This is a genomic window from Saccharothrix ecbatanensis (assembly GCF_014205015.1).
GTDB lineage: Bacteria > Actinomycetota > Actinomycetes > Mycobacteriales > Pseudonocardiaceae > Actinosynnema > Actinosynnema ecbatanense.
The window spans coordinates 7,393,904-7,411,273 of record NZ_JACHMO010000001.1 but is presented as its reverse complement, the minus strand read 5'-3'; the positions used below and the strand labels follow the sequence as shown (position 1 = coordinate 7,411,273).

The 17,370-nt window shown below is 71.2% G+C and carries 13 protein-coding genes; 7 read left to right on the top strand and 6 right to left on the bottom strand.

The window, feature by feature from the left end; genetic code table 11:
• The first annotated feature begins 270 nt into the window (after positions 1-270).
• Positions 271-852: a YqgE/AlgH family protein gene (locus F4560_RS32280; RefSeq protein WP_184926584.1), complete on the top strand. Its 582-nt coding sequence runs from the start codon at positions 271-273 to the stop codon at positions 850-852.
• Between the two features lie 31 nt (positions 853-883).
• Here the strand turns inward: F4560_RS32280 and F4560_RS32275 are convergent, their stop codons facing one another.
• Positions 884-1,294: an SdpI family protein gene (locus F4560_RS32275; protein ID WP_312869608.1), complete on the bottom strand. Its 411-nt coding sequence runs from the start codon at positions 1,292-1,294 to the stop codon at positions 884-886.
• A gap of 102 nt (positions 1,295-1,396) precedes the next feature.
• Here F4560_RS32275 and F4560_RS32270 point away from each other — a divergent pair, with 102 nt between their 5' ends.
• On the top strand, positions 1,397-2,536 hold the full coding sequence (locus tag F4560_RS32270) for an esterase-like activity of phytase family protein (protein ID WP_184926582.1): 1,140 nt from the start codon (positions 1,397-1,399) through the stop codon (positions 2,534-2,536).
• A 148-nt stretch (positions 2,537-2,684) separates the two neighbouring features.
• Positions 2,685-5,483, top strand: a complete 2,799-nt coding sequence (gene leuS / locus F4560_RS32265; RefSeq protein ID WP_184926580.1) for a leucine--tRNA ligase — start codon at positions 2,685-2,687, stop codon at positions 5,481-5,483.
• A gap of 22 nt (positions 5,484-5,505) precedes the next feature.
• On the opposite strand, the gene F4560_RS32260 is transcribed toward leuS, so the two are convergent.
• Both F4560_RS32260 and F4560_RS32255 read right to left on the bottom strand, forming a co-directional pair.
• Entirely contained in the window at positions 5,506-6,117 is a 612-nt protein-coding gene (locus F4560_RS32260) for a hypothetical protein (RefSeq protein ID WP_184926578.1), read from the bottom strand.
• 169 nt (positions 6,118-6,286) lie between these two features.
• Positions 6,287-7,033, bottom strand: coding sequence for a TetR/AcrR family transcriptional regulator (locus F4560_RS32255; protein WP_184926576.1), 747 nt, complete (start codon positions 7,031-7,033; stop codon positions 6,287-6,289).
• Positions 7,034-7,154: 121 nt separating this feature from the next.
• Between F4560_RS32255 and F4560_RS32250 the strand changes: the two genes are divergently transcribed.
• On the top strand, positions 7,155-9,284 hold the full coding sequence (locus tag F4560_RS32250) for an MMPL family transporter (protein ID WP_184926574.1): 2,130 nt from the start codon (positions 7,155-7,157) through the stop codon (positions 9,282-9,284).
• Here F4560_RS32250 and F4560_RS32245 read toward each other — a convergent pair.
• Together F4560_RS32245 and F4560_RS32240 are read right to left on the bottom strand one after the other, a co-directional pair.
• Positions 9,281-10,294: a YncE family protein gene (locus F4560_RS32245; RefSeq protein WP_184926571.1), complete on the bottom strand. Its 1,014-nt coding sequence runs from the start codon at positions 10,292-10,294 to the stop codon at positions 9,281-9,283. The two genes, F4560_RS32250 and F4560_RS32245, sit on opposite strands and share 4 nt — an antisense overlap.
• A 300-nt stretch (positions 10,295-10,594) precedes the next feature.
• Positions 10,595-12,820, bottom strand: a complete 2,226-nt coding sequence (locus F4560_RS32240) for a DUF2339 domain-containing protein (RefSeq protein WP_184926569.1) — start codon at positions 12,818-12,820, stop codon at positions 10,595-10,597.
• Between the two features lie 96 nt (positions 12,821-12,916).
• On the opposite strand from F4560_RS32240, the gene F4560_RS32235 reads away from it, so the two are divergent.
• The 3 genes from F4560_RS32235 to ptsP all read left to right on the top strand — a co-directional run bounded on the left by F4560_RS32235 (position 12,917) and on the right by ptsP (position 16,437).
• Entirely contained in the window at positions 12,917-13,780 is an 864-nt protein-coding gene (locus F4560_RS32235; RefSeq protein WP_184926567.1) for a ribokinase, read from the top strand.
• 31 nt (positions 13,781-13,811) lie between these two features.
• Positions 13,812-14,720 carry a phosphotransferase gene (locus tag F4560_RS32230; RefSeq protein WP_184926565.1) on the top strand — a complete coding sequence of 303 codons (909 nt, stop codon included), beginning with the start codon at positions 13,812-13,814 and terminating at the stop codon, positions 14,718-14,720.
• An 85-nt stretch (positions 14,721-14,805) separates the two neighbouring features.
• The gene (gene ptsP / locus F4560_RS32225; RefSeq protein ID WP_184926563.1) at positions 14,806-16,437 is read left to right on the top strand and encodes a phosphoenolpyruvate--protein phosphotransferase; all 1,632 of its coding nucleotides are present in this window, start codon (positions 14,806-14,808) and stop codon (positions 16,435-16,437) included.
• Between the two features lie 5 nt (positions 16,438-16,442).
• On the opposite strand, the gene F4560_RS32220 is transcribed toward ptsP, so the two are convergent.
• A complete protein-coding gene (locus F4560_RS32220) occupies positions 16,443-17,312 on the bottom strand; it encodes a LysR family transcriptional regulator (RefSeq protein WP_184926561.1) in 870 nt (289 codons plus the stop codon).
• Positions 17,313-17,370: the final 58 nt, after the last annotated feature.

The following is a 17,370-nucleotide window of genomic DNA, read 5'->3' as shown; positions in this document are numbered from 1 at the left end:
AACGGTGGGAAACCACGAAGGCCGGACCCGATGGGTCCGGCCTCCCTGGTGCCAGGCGCCCGGTCGCCTCTCGGCGGGTGGCACTACGCGGCTCCAGCCGAACGGTATTCCGCGCAGGCTGTTCAGTGGGCCCGGGGGACTCGATGGCGCCTGACGTTCACTACAACGAACACGGTAACCCGGATGTTCCACGCCCGGCGCTTCGCGGGGCAGACCCTCCCAGGGCATGGACGTGCTGCCTGGCCGGGACGGCGCGCGTCGTCTGGGATCATGCACAGCGTGCGCCCTGATGCCGACGTCGAACCGGGTTCCCTGCTGGTCGCGGCACCGAGCCTGACCGACGCCAATTTTCGCCGGACCGTGGTCTACGTCATCGACCACCGGGGCGAAGGCACCCTCGGGGTGGTGCTGAACCGGCCGAGCGAGGTCGCCGTGCACGACGTCCTGCCCGCGTGGGGACCGCACGTGACCCGGCCGCAGGCGGTGTACATCGGCGGGCCGGTGGAGCAGAAGACGGCGCTGTGCCTGGCCGCGTTGCGCACCGGTGAGAACGTGGCGGCACTCGACGGAGTGGTCGGCGTACACGGTCCGGTGGCGTTGGTGGACCTGGACGCGGATCCGGACGCCCTGGTGGCGAAGGTGCGCGGGATGCGGGTGTTCGCGGGCTACTCGGGTTGGGGCGAGGGCCAGCTGGGCAACGAGATCTCGCGCGGTGACTGGATCGTGGTGAAGGGCCTGCCGGACGACGTCCTCACCCCGCCGAACGTCGACCTCTGGGGCCGCGTCCTGCGCCGTCAGGGCATGCCGACCGCTCTACTGGCGACCTACCCCACCGACATCCGCAGGAATTGAGGGACGGCCGCCGCCTGTGGAGCAGCGGCAATCAAACGCCGGCGCGCGTGAGTACGCCGCAGCCGCCGCCGGTGGAGCAAGCGCAGCCGCCGCAACCCGCGGGAGCCTGTTTGGGCATGGCCTCGGCCGCACGGTGGCCCAGCACGCCGCCCGCACCCGCGAGCACGAGGCTGCCGATCAAGCCGACCAGGCCGATGACCAGCGCCAACGCCGGGGTCACCGCCGCCGCGACGGCCGCCACCAGGGCGATCGCGCCCGCGGTCACGTTCGGCACGCCGGCGACCTTGTTGGCCAGCGCGAACGTCTCGTCGTCGCGCAGCGCGGCCTTGGTGCGCACGCCGAAGAAGCGGTTCCGGTGCAGCAGGCCACGCACGCCCAGGAAACCGACCGTCCCGAAGGCGACGCCGATCAGACCCAGCACCACAGGCAGCACGATGTTCACCCTGACGAGGGTAGGCCGGTCTTTCGATCTTGGTCGAACCAGCCCCGGCTTCACCTGAAGGTGTCCTTACGTCCGACCCGGCCGCTCGGCAAGCTCAGCACAATGAGACTTCGATCTTGCTTGGCCGTGGTGGGCGTCGCCGCCACGCTCATCTCGACCGCGCCCGTCGCCACCGCCACTCCCGCCGCCATCGCCACCGCCGCGCCGCAAGTCCGCTTCCTCGGCCAGACGACCCTGCCGCACGGCCTCCAGTTCGAGGGCACCACGGTCGGCGGCCTGTCCGGCGTCGACCGCGACCCGCGCACCGGCGAGTACGTCCTGATCAGCGACGACCGCTCGTACACGAACCCGGCCCGGTTCTACACCGCCGCGCTCACGGTCGACGAGTCCGGCGTGCACGACGTCCGCATCACCGGCACGCGGGCACTCCTCCACGAGGACGGCGGCACGTACTCGTCCCCGCCGCAGAACGACGGCCGCACCGTGGACCCGGAGGAGATCCGGGTCGACCCGGTCACCGGCGACTACTGGTGGAGCCAGGAGGGCGAGCGACCCAAGACCACCGGCCCGGTCGTGGTCCAGCCGTCCATCCAGCAGGCCCGCCGGGACGGCTCGTACGCGGGCAGCCTCCCGTTGCCCGCCAACTACGCCATCACCCCCGACCGCGGCCCGCGCCGCAACCTCGCCCTGGAAGCGATCACGTTCTCGGCCCGCGGCGCGCTCATCACCAGCGTGGTCGAGGGCCCGCTCCTCCAGGACGGCGACCTGCCCACCGAGGACCGGGGCGCGCTCACCCGCCTCACCGTGCAGGGCCGTGACGGCACCGTCGTGACCCAGCACGCCTACCCGCTGGAACCGCTGTTCGCCGCACCCGAGCCCGGCCCGTGGGGCCCGGACACCGGCGTGCCCGCGATCCTCGCCGACCAGACCGTGCCCGGTCGCTACTACGCCCTCGAACGCAGCTGGGTGCCCGGCGCCGACTACAAGGTCCGCCTCTTCCAGGTCGACATCGCCGGCACGTCGGACGTTCAAGACCAGGACGTCCTCGACGACTCCGTGCGCCCGGTCCGCAAGAAGCTCCTCGCCGACCTGCACGACTTCCCGCTGCCCGTGATCGACAACGTCGAAGGCCTCACCTGGGGCCCGCGACTGCCCTCCGGCGAACGCACCTTGCTGCTGGTCAGCGACGACAACTTCGCGGCCGAGGAGTTCACCCGGTTCATCGCGCTTGCGGTGCGCTGATACCGTTGACGGCATGAGCAAGGCCCGCCTGCTCCTTAGCTAGCCGCGCAGACCTCGTCAGCCAGGTCCGCGCGGCAACCCCTCATGCCCTTCCGGGCTGGGGGGTTTCGTCATGTCAAGGGCAGGTACCGATGGAGAGGGACACCCGATGAGCACCGTCGCGGCGGACGAGACGCCCGCCTTCCGCTACACCGCCGAGCTGGCGGGCGAGATCGAGCAGCGGTGGCAGCAGCACTGGGAGGAGCGCGGCACCTTCCACGCGCCGAACCCGGTCGGGCCGCTCAAGGGTGACGTCCCGGACGACAAGCTGTTCGTCCAGGACATGTTCCCGTACCCGTCGGGCGCCGGCCTGCACGTCGGCCACCCGCTGGGCTTCATCGGCACCGACGTGTTCGCCCGGTACCACCGGATGACCGGCCGCAACGTGCTGCACACGATGGGCTTCGACGCGTTCGGCCTGCCCGCCGAGCAGTACGCGGTGCGGACCGGCCAGCACCCGCGCAAGACCACCGAGGAGAACATCCAGACCTACCTGCGGCAGATCCGCTCCCTGGGCCTGGGCCACGACGAGCGCCGCCGGATCTCCACCATCGACCCGGGTTACTACAAGTGGACCCAGTGGATCTTCCTGCAGATCTTCAACTCCTGGTACGACACCGCGGCGGGCAAGGCCCGGCCGATCGCCGAGCTGGAGGCGGAGTTCGCCTCGGGTGAGCGGCCGACGCCGGACAAGCCGTGGGCCGAGCTGACCGGCGCGGAGCGGCAGAAGCTGCTGGGGCAGTACCGCCTGGCGTACCTGTCCGAGGCCCCGGTGAACTGGTGCCCCGGTCTGGGCACCGTGCTGGCGAACGAGGAGGTCACCGCGGACGGCCGCAGCGAGCGCGGCAACTTCCCGGTGTTCCGGCGTTCCCTGCGCCAGTGGATGATGCGGATCACCTCGTACTCGGACCGGCTGATCGACGACCTGGACCGGCTGGACTGGCCGGAGAAGGTCAAGGCCATGCAGCGCAACTGGATCGGGCGCTCGCACGGCGCGCGGGTCAAGTTCGCGGTCGAAGGCTCGTCCGCGGACATCGAGGTGTTCACGACGCGGCCCGACACGCTGTTCGGCGCGACGTACATGGTGCTGGCGCCCGAGCACCCGCTGCTGGACGTGATCACGTCCGCCGATCGGGTCGAGGAGATCGCGGCGTACCGGCGCGAGGTGGCCCGCAAGTCCGAACTGGACCGGCAGGAGAACAAGGAGAAGACCGGCGTCTTCACCGGCGCGCACGCGACGAACCCGGTCAACGGCGCGCAGATCCCGGTGTACGTCGCGGACTACGTGCTGATGGGGTACGGCACCGGCGCGATCATGGCGGTGCCGGGCCAGGACCAGCGCGACTGGGACTTCGCCAAGGCGTTCGACCTGCCGATCATCCGGACCGTGCGGCCGCCGGCGGACTTCGACGGCGAGGCGTACACCGGTGTCGGGCCGGCCATCAACTCCAGCCACGAGAGCGGCGTCAGCCTGGACGGGCTGGACGTCCCCGAGGCGAAGAAGAAGATCATCGCCTGGCTGGAGGAGCAGGGCCGGGGCGAGGGCACCGTGCAGTACAAGCTGCGCGACTGGCTGTTCTCGCGTCAGCGGTACTGGGGTGAGCCGTTCCCGATCGTGTACGACGAGGACGGCGCGCCGATCGCCGTGCCGGAGTCGATGCTGCCGATCGAACTGCCCGACGTGGACGACTACTCGCCGCGGACGTTCGACCCGGAGGACGCGAACTCCGAGCCGTCACCCCCGCTGTCCCGGGCGCAGGACTGGGTCACCGTCGAGCTGGACCTGGGCGACGGGCCGCGGAAGTACCGGCGCGAGACCAACACCATGCCCAACTGGGCGGGTTCGTGCTGGTACCAGCTGCGGTACGTGGACCCGACGGAGACGGAGCGGTTCGTCAACCCGGAGAACGAGCGGTACTGGCTGGGCCCGCGCACCGGCGAGCACGGCGAGTCCGATCCGGGTGGTGTGGACCTGTACATCGGCGGTGTGGAGCACGCGGTGCTGCACCTGATGTACGCGCGGTTCTGGCAGAAGGTGCTGTTCGACCTGGGTCACGTGTCCGGTGACGAGCCGTACCGGCGGCTGTTCAACCAGGGTTACATCGAGGCGTACGCGTACACCGACGCGCGCGGGACGTACGTGCCCGCCGAGCAGGTGGATGAGCGCGATGGCAAGTTCTTCTTCGAGGGCGAAGAGGTGCGCCGCGAGTACGGCAAGATGGGCAAGAGCCTGCGGAACGTCGTGACGCCGGACGAGATGTGCGCGAAGTACGGCGCGGACACGTTCCGGCTGTACGAGATGTCGATGGGCCCGATGGACGTGTCGCGGCCGTGGGCGACGAAGGACGTCGTCGGCGCGCAGCGGTTCCTGCAACGGCTGTGGCGGAACCTGGTCGACGAGACCACGGGCGCGCTGCGGGTCACCGACGTGGACCCGGGCGAGGAAGCGTTGCGGCTGCTGAACAAGACGATCGCCGGTGTGCACGAGGACTTCGTGCACCTGCGGTACAACACGGCGGGCGCGAAGCTGATCGAGCTGAACAACTACGTCACCAAGCACTTCTCCGGTGGCGCGCCGCGCGTCCTGGCCGAGCCGCTGGTGCTGATGCTGGCGCCGTTGAGCCCGCACATCGCCGAGGAGCTGTGGTCGAGGCTGGGTCACGACGAGTCGCTGGCGCACGGGCCGTTCCCGAAGGCGGACGAGAAGTACCTGGTCGAGGACACGGTGGAGTACCCGATCCAGGTCAACGGCAAGGTGAAGGCGCGGATCGTGGTGTCCGCCTCGGCGTCGGCGGACGAGGTCCAGGCGGCGGCGTTGGCGGACGAGAAGGTGGCCGAGCTGCTGAACGGCGGCACACCGCGCAAGGTGATCGTGGTGCCGGGCCGACTGGTGAACGTGGTGCTGTAAGGGAGGTCGTTCGGAAGAGGGGTTACGGACGCGGCAACTGGGCGGCGACTTCGGTCATCGCGTCGAGCAGATCGGGCGCGACGTGCCCGGTTGCCGGTTCGGACTCGGCGATGGTGATCGTCGTGTCCCTGGTCTCCGACGCGTAGTGCCGGGCGGTGAACTGGACGTCCGGCAGGCCGACGACCGCGCCGCCCAACGGCTTCACGTCACCCGAACCGGCCGTGTCGATGACCCGGTCGAACTGCCGCGCCTGGTTGCGCCCGGGGAACGTCACCCACGCCACCGACACGATCGCCGCGTTGCCCGCCCGGTCCCCGACCGCCAGCAGCAGGCGGTCCAGTGAGGTGCACGGGGTGCGGAGGAAGAAGTCGTGCACCTGGCCGAACGAGTTCTCCGCGCAGTCGAGCTCCTGCTTGAGCGCCTGCTTGCTGATCGCGACACCCAAGTGGCTCATGGCACGCTCGGCGTCACCACCGCGGGCCGCACGCTTGGCGTCCCACTTCCGGACGCTGATGCTCTCCGCCGCTGCCGGCGCCGCCCCACCGCCACCGCTCGCGGCGCCCGAGTTCAACGCCGCGCCACCCGCGCCACCCGCTCCCGCGAGCACGACCAGCACCGCGGCGGCGAACGCCACACCGCCCGATCCCTTCTCGGACCCGCCTGCCTTCCGCGCCACCATTCCCCCGGTCCCAGACGTCCTCGCTTTCGCGGACGCCCCATGGAACCGCCATCCCGGGCCGAAGTTGCCCCGGAAGTGTGAAAAGCCCTCGAACGGCCCATAAGGTCTGCCCGGAAGTCGCAGCTCATGGTTGCGGAGGGAAACCCAACTCGCCCAGGATCTGCGCCAGCATGTTGTCGAACATGGGCTCGGGGTTCGACACGGCGAACGGGAAGCGGCCGAACACCTCCAGGGCCACGTGCCCGTAGATCCGCACCCACGACTGCGTCATGTGGTAGACCGCGCCGAGCGGCAGCCCCTTCTCGTCCACCGCGACCCCGCGGTCGTTGACGGTGGCGAGCAGGATCTGCTGGAACTCCGCCAAGTCGGCGTGCAGCTCCTCCGGCACGTCCGCGCCGATGCCCTCGGGTAACGGGTGGCTGGCGATCAGCCGACCCGCGACCTCCAGGAACACCCGGCCGAACTGGTCGCCGACGTGACCGCGGTCACCGTCCGGGCCGCAGTTGCCGAGAGTGTCCTCTGTGGACGCGAACACCAGCGCGAACTCCTGCGGGTGCGCGAGGGCCCAACGCCGGAAGCCGCGGCACACCGAGTAGACCTGCGCGCTGATGTCGTCCTCGCCGATCTGCCGGAGATCGGCGTTCAGCTCGGCGGCGAGGTCGGTGCAGATGTCGTCGGCGAGCCTGCGGAGCAGGTCTTCGCGCGAGTCGTAGTACCGGTACAGCGCTGGAGCGGTGATGCCGAGCTCGCGTGCGATGGCACGGAGGGTCACCGCGTCACGGCCGCGCCCGACGAGCAGGGCACGGGCCTGTCGCCGGATGTCGCGCTCGGTCTCAGCGCGTAGCCGCTCTCGGCGAGTGGCCTCGGTCATATGTCACCCAATCGCGTTGTAAACGGTGTTCACCGGGTATAACTTCGGGACTGTCGGTGAACGCCGTTTACGAAGTTGACGCCATTCACCCAAACGGTAACGCATAGTCCTGGGAGGACGCGTGTTCGCGAAGTGGGGATCGCTGGCGTACCGCCGCAGATGGGTGGTGCTGGTCGCGACGGTGGCCCTGGCCGTGGTCGGCGGCATCTGGGGACTCGGCGTGTTCGACCGCCTCAGCCAGGGCGGCTACGAGGCTCCGGGCAGCGAGGCGGCGCGGGCCAACGAGGTCGCCCAGGACGCGTTCGGCCGCCAGGGCGGTGACGTCCTGGTGGTCTACAACACCGCCGAACCCGCGCAGCTCCAGAAGATCACCGACCAGCTGTCCGGTCTGCCGAGCGACGCCGTGCTGAAGGTGCAGCCGCTGTTCCCGTCACCCGATAGCGACAAGTCGCTCGCGGTGATCACATTGCGGTCGAGCACTCCGAACGAGCAGATCGAGCAGTACGACCGGATCGTCGACCAATTGCCGGTCGACGGGTTGGAAACGCAGATCGGTGGTTTGATCCCGACCCAGAAGGCGATCAACGACCTCTCCGCGTCCGACCTCACCAAGGCCGAGACGGTCTCGCTGCCGATCGTGCTGATCTTGCTGATCATCATCTTCGGCGGCCTGGTCGCGGCGTCACTGCCGGTGCTCGTCGGCGGCTTGGCGATCATGGGCTCGCTCGGCGTGCTGCACGCCATCTCGTACGCCTCCGACGTGAACACGTTCGCGGTCAACGTGGCCAGCCTGCTCGGCCTCGGCATGGCGATCGACTACGGGCTGTTCATGGTCGGCCGGTTCCGCGAGGAGTTGGCCGCGGGCCGCAGCACGCCGGACGCGGTGCGCCGGACCGTCATGTCCGCGGGACGCACGGTGATGTTCTCGGCCACGCTGCTGGTGATCGCGCTCGCCGGGCTGCTGCTGTTCCCGCAGGGCTTCCTCAAGTCCCTCAGCTACGGCGGCATGTCCGCGGTGGCGATCGCGGCGATCGTGTCGCTCACCCTGCTCCCCGCGCTGCTGGGCATCCTCGGCCACCGCGTGGACAAGCTGGCCATGCCGTGGCGCAAGAAGAAGCCGCCGTCGGAGGCGGGCTGGCGTCGGCTGGCGGGCCGGGTGATGAAGCGCCCGGTGCTGTTCGCGCTGCCGATCATCCTGGTGCTGCTCGCGCTGGGCACGCCGTTCCTCGGCGTGAAGTTCGGCGAGGTCACCGAGAAGGTCCTGCCCGAGGGCCACGCCGCGCGCGTCGCCGTCGAGACGGTGAACTCCGACTTCTCCGCGCTGTCCAACTCCGGCTTCAAGATCCTGGTGACCGGCGACCCGTCGCCCGCCGACGTGCAGAGGTTCGTCGGTGACGTGAGCGCGGTGTCCGGTGTGGGCGAAGCGCAGATCAGCGCCGAGCCGGCCAACGGCGTGTGGATGATCAACGCCGGGCTGGACCAGGACGCGTTCGGCGACAAGTCGAAGCAGGCGCTGCGGGACGTTCGCGCGCTGCCCGCACCGGGTGGCGAAGTGCTCGTCGGCGGCAGCACGGCGCTGGTGACCGACAGCCTCGACGCGATCGGCGAGAAGCTGCCGTGGATGGCCCTGCTGCTGGTCGGCGCGACGTTCATCCTGATGTTCCTGGCGTTCGGCTCGGTGCTGCTGCCGATCAAGGCCGTGCTGATGAGCACCTTGAGCCTGGCCGCGACGTTCGGTGTGCTGGTGTGGGTGTTCCAGGAGGGCCACGGCGCGTCGCTGCTCGGCATCACGCCCGCGCCGCTGGAGTCCGGGATCGTGGTGCTGATGGCGGCCATGGTGTTCGGGTTGTCCACGGACTACGAGGTGTTCCTGCTGTCCCGGATGGTCGAGGCACGCGGGCGCGGCGCGTCGACCGAGGAGGCCGTGACCATCGGCCTGGCCAAGACCGGACGGGTGATCACGGCGGCGGCGCTGCTGCTGATCGTGGTGACCGGCGCGTTCGCGTTCTCGCAGATCACGATCATGAGGTTCGTCGGCGTCGGCATGATCCTGGCGCTGGCGCTGGACGCCACCGTGGTCCGGATGTTGCTGGTGCCGGCCGTGCTGAAGGTGCTCGGCGACTCGGTGTGGTGGGCCCCGGGACCGCTGCGGCGGATCCAGGAGCGGATGGCGATCCACGAGGAAGCGCCAGTGGAGGACGAGAACGCCGGTGGCGACGGCGGTCACTCCAAGGTGCCGCAACGGGTCTAGGACACGTCCTCGGGCGGTTCGAACGCGATGGCCGCGGCTGCGAAGCCGCGGCCATCGTCGTCCAGGCCGCTCAACTGGAACGTCGTCAGCACTTCGTCGTCGGCGCTGTCCAGCACGGTGATGCTGTTGCCGGTGGCCAGGAACACCCGACTGTCGGCGGGCGCGATGGCCAACGTCCTGGCGGTGAACGGCAACGTCCTGGTGGCGCGCGTCGCCGTGTCGAGGACGGCGACCTGGCGGTCGAGCGCGACGTAGACGTGCCGCCCGTCGGGGGTGACGGCGATGCTGCCCGCGCCCTTGCCCACGGGCGTCGACCAGCGCAGTTCGTCGGCGTGCGGGTCGATCATGGAGACGCTGCCGGCGCCCTCGGTGAGGTCGAGCGAGCTGACGTAGACCGCGTCGCCGTCCGGGCTGATCGCGACGTGCTGCGGCAGGCCGCCGATGTCGATGGTGGTCCTGGGACTGGCGTTCGTGGTGTCGAGCACGCTCACCGTGCCGTCCTGGGCGTTGGCCACGTACAGCCGCCGCCCGTCCGGGGTGACCGCGATGCCGTGCGGCTGGCCGCCCACCCGGATCGCCGCGACCAGGCGGAACGTCGCCGGATCGACCACGGCGACCGAGCCGCTCCCGGTCACGTAGAGGCGTTCGCCGTCCGGTCGCAGCACCGCTTGCGCGAGTCGCGCGCCGGCGTCGATGCGGCCGACGACCTTGCCCGACTCCGGGTCGACCGCGGTGATCACGCCCGCCCAGCCGTTGACCACGTACGCCCGGCGGGGGTCCGATCCGACTGCGGCGCCGGTGGTCCAGGCGCCGGTGTTCGCGTCGGCGAGGACCTTTCCGTCGGCCGTGTCGAGCACCTGCATCCGACCGTTGTGCGCGATCACGTACGCCTTGGGCGCGGGGCCGCTGGTGGCGATGATCGGGTGTGACCGGGACTGGCCCGCCGCGACCGCGGCGGTGAGCAGGAGGGCGGCGGTGCCGAGGGCTGCGGTGCGTCGTCGTCCCCACATGGCTGGATGGGAACACCGCCGCTTGGTCGGCTTCCACCTTCGTCCTACGGACGAGTGACCTTTGTGCCGGACCGGGTGATCCGCGCCGGGTGATCCGCGCCGGGTGATCCGCACCGGGTCCGGCTGCCGCCCGCGACGGCGGGACGGGCGGCAGCGGGGTTGTCTGCCCGGCGCCGGTCGCTCGGGGGGCGAAACGACCGACGCCGGACACCTGCCGGTGCGATGCACCGGTGGTCGTACCCCGACGACTTAGAACTACCACCAGGTTGACGTAATCCGGGCCGTTTTGGATCCTGAGAGCTACGAATCAGCCGAAATTCGCCGAGTTGCCACCAGCTTGGCGTAACGGGTGCCCGCTGTCAGGAGGACGAGACCGGCGCCGATGAACGCGAGGACGCGGGCGATACCGTCCAACGCGGCCATGTCGAACAGCAGCAGCTTCGCCACCGCGGCTCCGACCAGCACCAATCCGGCCACCCGCAGGGATTTCCGGTCGATTCCGCGTACCAGCAGCACCAGTGCGGCGACCGTCCACGACACCGTCACGATCGAGTGACCGAAGAGGAATCCGGTTACGTCCTGCGACACCAGCAGCGCCGCGCACAACACGACCCCGGCCGCCGCGTACAGCAGGATGACACCACCCGCGATCCACGGGAACGGGTGCCTGCCAAGGACGTTCAGGCTGGTCGCCACCCACGGCAGCACGACCATCAGGACGCCGAGGACCAGCGAGGTCAGCATGCCGGACACCAGGAAACCGGCACTGTCCACGCGCCACGGTTCGTCCAGGATCAGCCGTGGCGGCACGGCGTTCGACACGGTGAGCAAGAACCCGATGGCGCCGAACACGGCGGAACCGAGCAGCGGACCGCGTGACGCGAGGACCTTCGCCAGGAACGCCAACAACAAGGCTTCGGCCAACACCACCGCGGCGCGCGTGCTGCCGTCCAGTGCGAGCGAAGTCGCCTGGAACAAGGCGAACACCCCGACAGCGCCGACGGCCGCGCCGAACTTCGCCGGCAACGCCTGTCGTCCGGCCGCCCACAACGCCAGCATCATCACCGCGACCGTGCCGGCGACCGCCGCGCCGAGGTAGCGGTCGAGGACGGCGGTGGTGAGCAGGGCGGGCATCGGTGAGCCGACGGCGAGTGCGAGCGCGGTGATGTCGTCCGGCCGGCTCTTGATCGTGAGGACCGCGGCGGCCACGCCGATCACGGCGGCCAGCAGGGCCAGTGCGGCGAGCGTGTACTGGTCGGTGCGGCCGATGACGAGGATCGAGGCGAGCAGCGGGGGAACGCCCGCGGTGACGGCGAGCCACGGCCAGTCGCGCTTGAGGTGGACCGGGCTGGCCGCGATCTTCAGGACCAGCAGGAACGCGACGAGCAGCGGTGTGAAGCCTTCGGTGAGGACGGGCGCGCACACGGCGCAGGCGGCGACGACGCCGATGGCCAGGATGTCCGAATCCCAACGCAACGCGAGCAGCAACCCACCACCCGCGATGAGCAGACCGGCGGTCAGGCCGGCGGCCGCGGGCAGGTAGTCGTAGATCGAGGTGGCGGCGATGACGTCCAGGTAGAGGACGGCGATGCCGGTGGCGGCGAGGGCGAACGCGCCGGTGCGGCCGGCGGGGGTGCGGTGCAGCCAGAGGCCGAGGCCGACCAGCACACCGCCGAGCGCCGCGCCGCCGAGGACGCGGGGCAGCGGGCCGAGGTAGCCGCGTTGGACGGCGAGGACGAGGAGGAGGACGACACCGAGCAGGGTGACCGCGCCGCCGACCCAGGCGAGGAGCTTGCTGCCCGCGCCGTCCTTGCTGAGGCGGTCGAAGAGGGAGGGGCCGGGCGGCTGCGGCGGGGCCGGGGTCCAGGGTGCGCCCCAGGCCTGGTTCGGCGGCGGCGGGTAGCCGGGCCGGCCGGGGTGGCCGGGGTGGCCTTGGGGGTACGCGGTCGGGCCGGACTGGGCTGCGGCGTAGCCGGACTGGCCGGGTTGACCTGCGGGGTAGCCGGGTTGACCTGCGGGGTAGCCGGGCTGACCTGCGGGGTAGCCGGTCGAGCCGGGGTGGCCAGCGGCCGAGCCGGACTGAGTCTGGGCGTACGCGGTGGAGCTGGGCTGGCCTGCGGTGTGAGCGGTGGAGGCGGGCTGATCTGTGGCGCCTGCGGTCGGGCCGGACTGGCTCTGGGCGTACGCGGCTTGGCCGGGCTGGCCTGCGGTGTGCGCCGTCGACGTGAGGGGTCGGGTCGCCGCAGTGTCGGTGGGCTGACCTTGGGTCGGCGCGGTGGTGTCAGTGGACTGGGTTGCCGCGTGGGCGTACGCGGCGACGGCGGGCTGGGCCGGGGTGGCTTGCCGTTCGGCGTCGGAACGGGCCTGCTCACCGGCAGTGCTGGTGGTGGCCGGTGGAGGCAGGGTGGCCACTGACTGGGCGCTGCCCACCCGGTGCAGTTCCTGTCCCACCGCCTCCAAGCGGCGGCCCAGGTGGCCGAGTTCGTCTGCCAGCCTTATCAGGGGTTCCTGCCCAGTCCCGGTCATGTGACCAGAGTCGCCCCTCGCCCACGTATCCGACATCCGTACCACTACTCAACCCGGTACCGAACAGGTCACGCCGGTACCTGGCAGAGTTTCCCCGTGACGGTTCTCGTGCTCGGTTCGGCCAACGCCGACCTCGTCGTGTCCGTGCCACGCCGCCCCGCCGGCGGTGAGACGGTGCTCGGCGGCGACACCGTCGTGCTGCCCGGGGGCAAGGGCGCCAACACGGCTGTCGCCGCCGCCCGACTCGGCGCCTCGGTCGGGTTCGTCGGCGCGGTCGGATTGGACCAGTACGGCGATCTGCTGCTGTCCTCGTTGTCGTCGTCGGGCGTGCGGACGGACTTCGTGCGCCGGTCATCGCGCCCCACCGGCATCGCCTACATCACCGTGACCCCGGACGGGGAGAACTCGATCGTCGTCGCACCCGGCGCGAACTCGGACCTCGACGTGTCCGATGTGGACGCCCTGACCTGGGACGACGTGACCGTCCTGGTGTGCTCGCTCGAGGTGCCGGTGACGACGGTGTCGCACGCGGTACAAATAGCGGCTTCACGTGGGGTGCGGCCGGTGCTGAACCTGTCGCCGGTGGTCGAGGTGCCGGCCGGCACGTTGGCCCTGCTGGACCCGCTGATCGTGAACGAGCACGAGGCCGCGTCGCTGGCGTCGTCGTTCGAAGGCCTGCTGGACCTGGGTCCACGGTCCGCGGTGGTCACGTTGGGCGCGCTCGGCGCCGCCGTGGTCACGTCGTCCGGAGTGGTCACAGTAAACGCGCCGGAAGTGTCCGTTGTGGACACGACCGGCGCCGGTGACGCGTTCGCGGGCGCGTTGGCCTACGGCCTGTCGTCCGGCTCGTCGTTGGCGGACGCCGCCGGGTTCGCCGCCCGCGTGGCCGCGCTGTCCGTGACGTCCGCCGGCGCGCAGCCGTCGTACCCGACGTTGGAGCAGGTCCGGAAAACCAGGTGATCCCCAGCCTCGAAGCCGGGACCATCGTGACGTGGAAGGAATCGGCGGCAACCGGTTGACGTGGGCCCAGGTGCCCGCGGAGGTCCGTGCCGCGATCGAGGACGGTGTCGGGTCGGCAGTCGTCCGGGCGGTGAACTGCGCGGGCGGGTTCTCGCCAGGGCTCGCGTCACGGCTGGAGCTGGCCGACGGGCGGTGGGTGTTCGCCAAGGCGGTCGGCCTGTCCTGCAACCCGCACAGCCCGACCATGCACCGGCGTGAGGCCGAGGTCGCCGCCGCCGTGCCCGGTCCCCGCCTGCTGTGGTCCTACGACGACGGCGACTGGGTGGCCCTGGTCTTCGAGGAGGTCGTCGGCCGGACGCCGGCGCTGCCGTGGGTCGCGCACGAGTGGGAACGGGTGCACGCGGCCGTGGTCGGGTTGGCGTCCGTGGAGGCTCCGGACTGGCTGCGATCCGTCGGGGCTGATCCGGACGTGTTCTCGGGGTGGCGGTCGTTGGCCGCCCGACCGTTGCCGGGGGTCGATCCGTGGGCGTCGGAGCGGTTGGACGAGTTGGCGGCGTGGGAGTCGGAGTGGGCCGCGGCTGCCGCCGGCACGGCGTTGGTGCACGGTGACGTGCGGGCCGACAACGTGCTGCTGACCCTGTCCGGTGTCGTGTTCGTGGACTGGCCGCAGGCCGGGTCGGGTGCGTCGTGGGTCGACCTGGTGCTCCTGCTGCCGTGCCTGGCGATGCAGGGCGGCCCCGAGCCGGAGGACGTCTGGCGGTCGTCGCCGTTGTCGAAAGGCGCCGATCCGGATGCGGTGACGGCGGTCGTCGCGGCGAGTGCCGGGTACTTCGTGCACTCGTCGTTGTTGCCGGCGCCGCCCGGCCTGCCGACGCTGCGGGCGTTCCAGGCGGCGCAGGGCGTGCCAGCGTTGCGGTGGTTGAGGCAACGGGTGGGGTAGCGGGTTGGGCGCGGGTGGCGTTGGCTGGTCCTCACGTCCCGTCTTGTCCTTACGTCCCGTCGACCTGGAGGGTATGGTCTAGACCATGTCGAGCGCGCGGCTGAGTGGCGTCGGGGTGAGTTCCGGTCGGGCTTCCGGTCCGGTGGTCCGGGTGGCCGAGCCGCTGGGTGAGCCACCCGCCGTGCCCGCGCCCGCGGACCTGGCGGCCGAGGCGGACCGGATCAGGCCGGCCGCGGACGCGGTGGTGGCCCGGCTGCACGCGCGGGCGGCCAACGCGAGCGGTGACGCCAAGGACGTGTTGGAGACGACCGCCGCGATGGCGGCCGACCCGGCGTTGTTGTCCCAGGCCGAGAAGCTGGTGACGTCCGAGTCGCTGCCCGCCGCACGAGCCGTGCACCAGGCCGCCGCCGGGTTCATCTCGGCGTTGGAGGCGGCCGGCGGGTACATGGCCGAACGCGCCCGCGACGTGCGGGACGTGCGGGACCGGCTGGTCGCCGAACTGCTCGGCGTCGCCGCGCCGGGTGTGCCGTCGTTGACGTCGCCGTCCGTGCTGGTGGCCCGTGACTTGGCGCCGGCCGACACCGCCGGGCTCGACCCGGCCAAGGTGTTGGCGCTGGTCACCGAGGAGGGCGGCCCCACCTCGCACACCGCGATCCTGGCCCGGTCGCTGGGCATCCCGGCCGTGGTCGCGTGCCGCGGCGTGCTGGACCTGGAGGCGTCGGCGCTCTTCGTGGACGGCGACACCGGTGTGGTGGACGTGTCCGACGGGACGGTGCGTGCGGCCCACGTGGCCGGTCGCGCGTCGTGGAACGGCGTCGGCGTGCTGCGTGACGGGTACCGGGTGAAGGTGCTCGGCAACGTCGGCTCGCCCGCCGACGCGGTGGCCGCCGCCGCTGGTGGCGCGGAAGGCGTCGGGCTGTTCCGGACCGAGTTCTGCTTCCTGTCCGCGTCCTCAGAGCCGTCAGTGGATGCCCAGCGGATGGCGTACGCGGCGGTGCTCGCGCCGTTCGCGGGCAAGCCCGTGGTGGTGCGGACCCTGGACGCCGGCGCGGACAAGCCGCTGGCGTTCCTGTCCCCCGAGCCGGAACCGAACCCGGCGCTGGGCGTGCGCGGCCTGCGGGTCGCTTTCGACCGCCCGGACGTGCTGGAACGTCAACTCGAAGCGATCGCGTTGGCCGGCGCGGAGACCGAAGCCGAGGTGTCCGTGATGGCGCCGATGGTGGCCACCGCCGCCGAGGCCGCGTGGTTCGTGGAACGGGCGCGTGCGGCCGGGATCCGGCGTGCGGGCGTGATGATCGAGATCCCGGCGGCGGCGCTGGTCGCCCGCGAGATCCTGGACGTGGTCGACTTCGTGTCCATCGGCACCAACGACCTGGCCCAGTACGTCTTCGCGGCGGACCGGCAGGTGGGCGCGGTGGCCGCGCTCAACGACCCGTGGCAGCCCGCGTTGCTCCGGCTGATCAAGCTCGTCGGTGACGCCGGCACGGCTCTGGGCAAGCCCGTGGGCGTGTGCGGTGAAGCCGCCGCCGACCCGTTGCTGGCGTGCGTGCTGACCGGCCTGGGCGTCACGAGCCTGTCGATGAACCACACCGCCCTGGCGAGCGTCGGCGCGAAACTCGCGTCCACCAGCTTCGACCTGTGCCAACTGGCCGCCGCCGGCGCCCTCGCCGCCGCCGATCCGGGCTCCGCCAAACTCGCCGCCCGCGCCCCGCATTAACGCGCCTACCTCACGGCGTCCAGCAGGGCGTCGCGCACCAGCCTGATCAACGGGTGTTCCTCGCTGCCCCGCCGCACCGCCGCGACCACCCGTCGCAGCGGGGCCGTGCCGCGTACCGGCACACCTCGCACCGCGTTGCGCGGCACCAAAGCGACCCCGGCCCCGGCCCGCACCAACGCGCCGATGGCCCGGAAGTCGTCGGACGTGTGCGTGATCCGCGGCGCGAAGCCGGCGTGTTCGCAGGCCTGCTGCACGACGTCCCGCACCGGGTTGCCGGGCAGCGTCACCACCCAGTCGTCGTCCGCCAGCTCCGCCAGGTCGACGTCCGACTGCCCCGTCAACCGGTGCTCCGGCGGCAGGAGCACGTCGAACGGCTCGGTGTACAGCGGGAACCGGGTCAGCCGCCGGTCGTCCGTCCGCAGCCGGTACTCCTCGGTGATCGCCAGGTCGATCTCGCCGTCCAGCAGCAACGGCACGCTGGCGTGCCCCTCCACGTCCCGCACCCGCAGCGTCACACCCGGCGCGGACACCCGCAACGCCGCCAACGCGGGCGCCACGACCTGCGTGATCGCGGACGCGAAGCTGCCCACCTCCACCGGACCGGTGGTGCCCGACGTGAACGCGGCCAACGTCGCCTCGGCCCGTTCCAGCTCCGCCGCCACCGCGTTGGCGTGCCGGACCAGCAGCTCACCGGCCGCCGTCAACGACACCCGCCGCCCCCGCCGCCGCAACAGCGAGTGCCCCACCTCGGACTCCAACGCGGCCAACTGCTGCGACACCGCGGACGGCGTGAGGTGCAACGCCTGCGCCGCCGCCGTCACGGTGCCGTGGTCGGCGAGCGCGCGCAGCACCCGGAGCCGTCGTGGGTCGATCACCGACACATCCTCACCCACCGCGAAATCCCGGTGCGGTGGCCACCGCCGGCTGCCAACC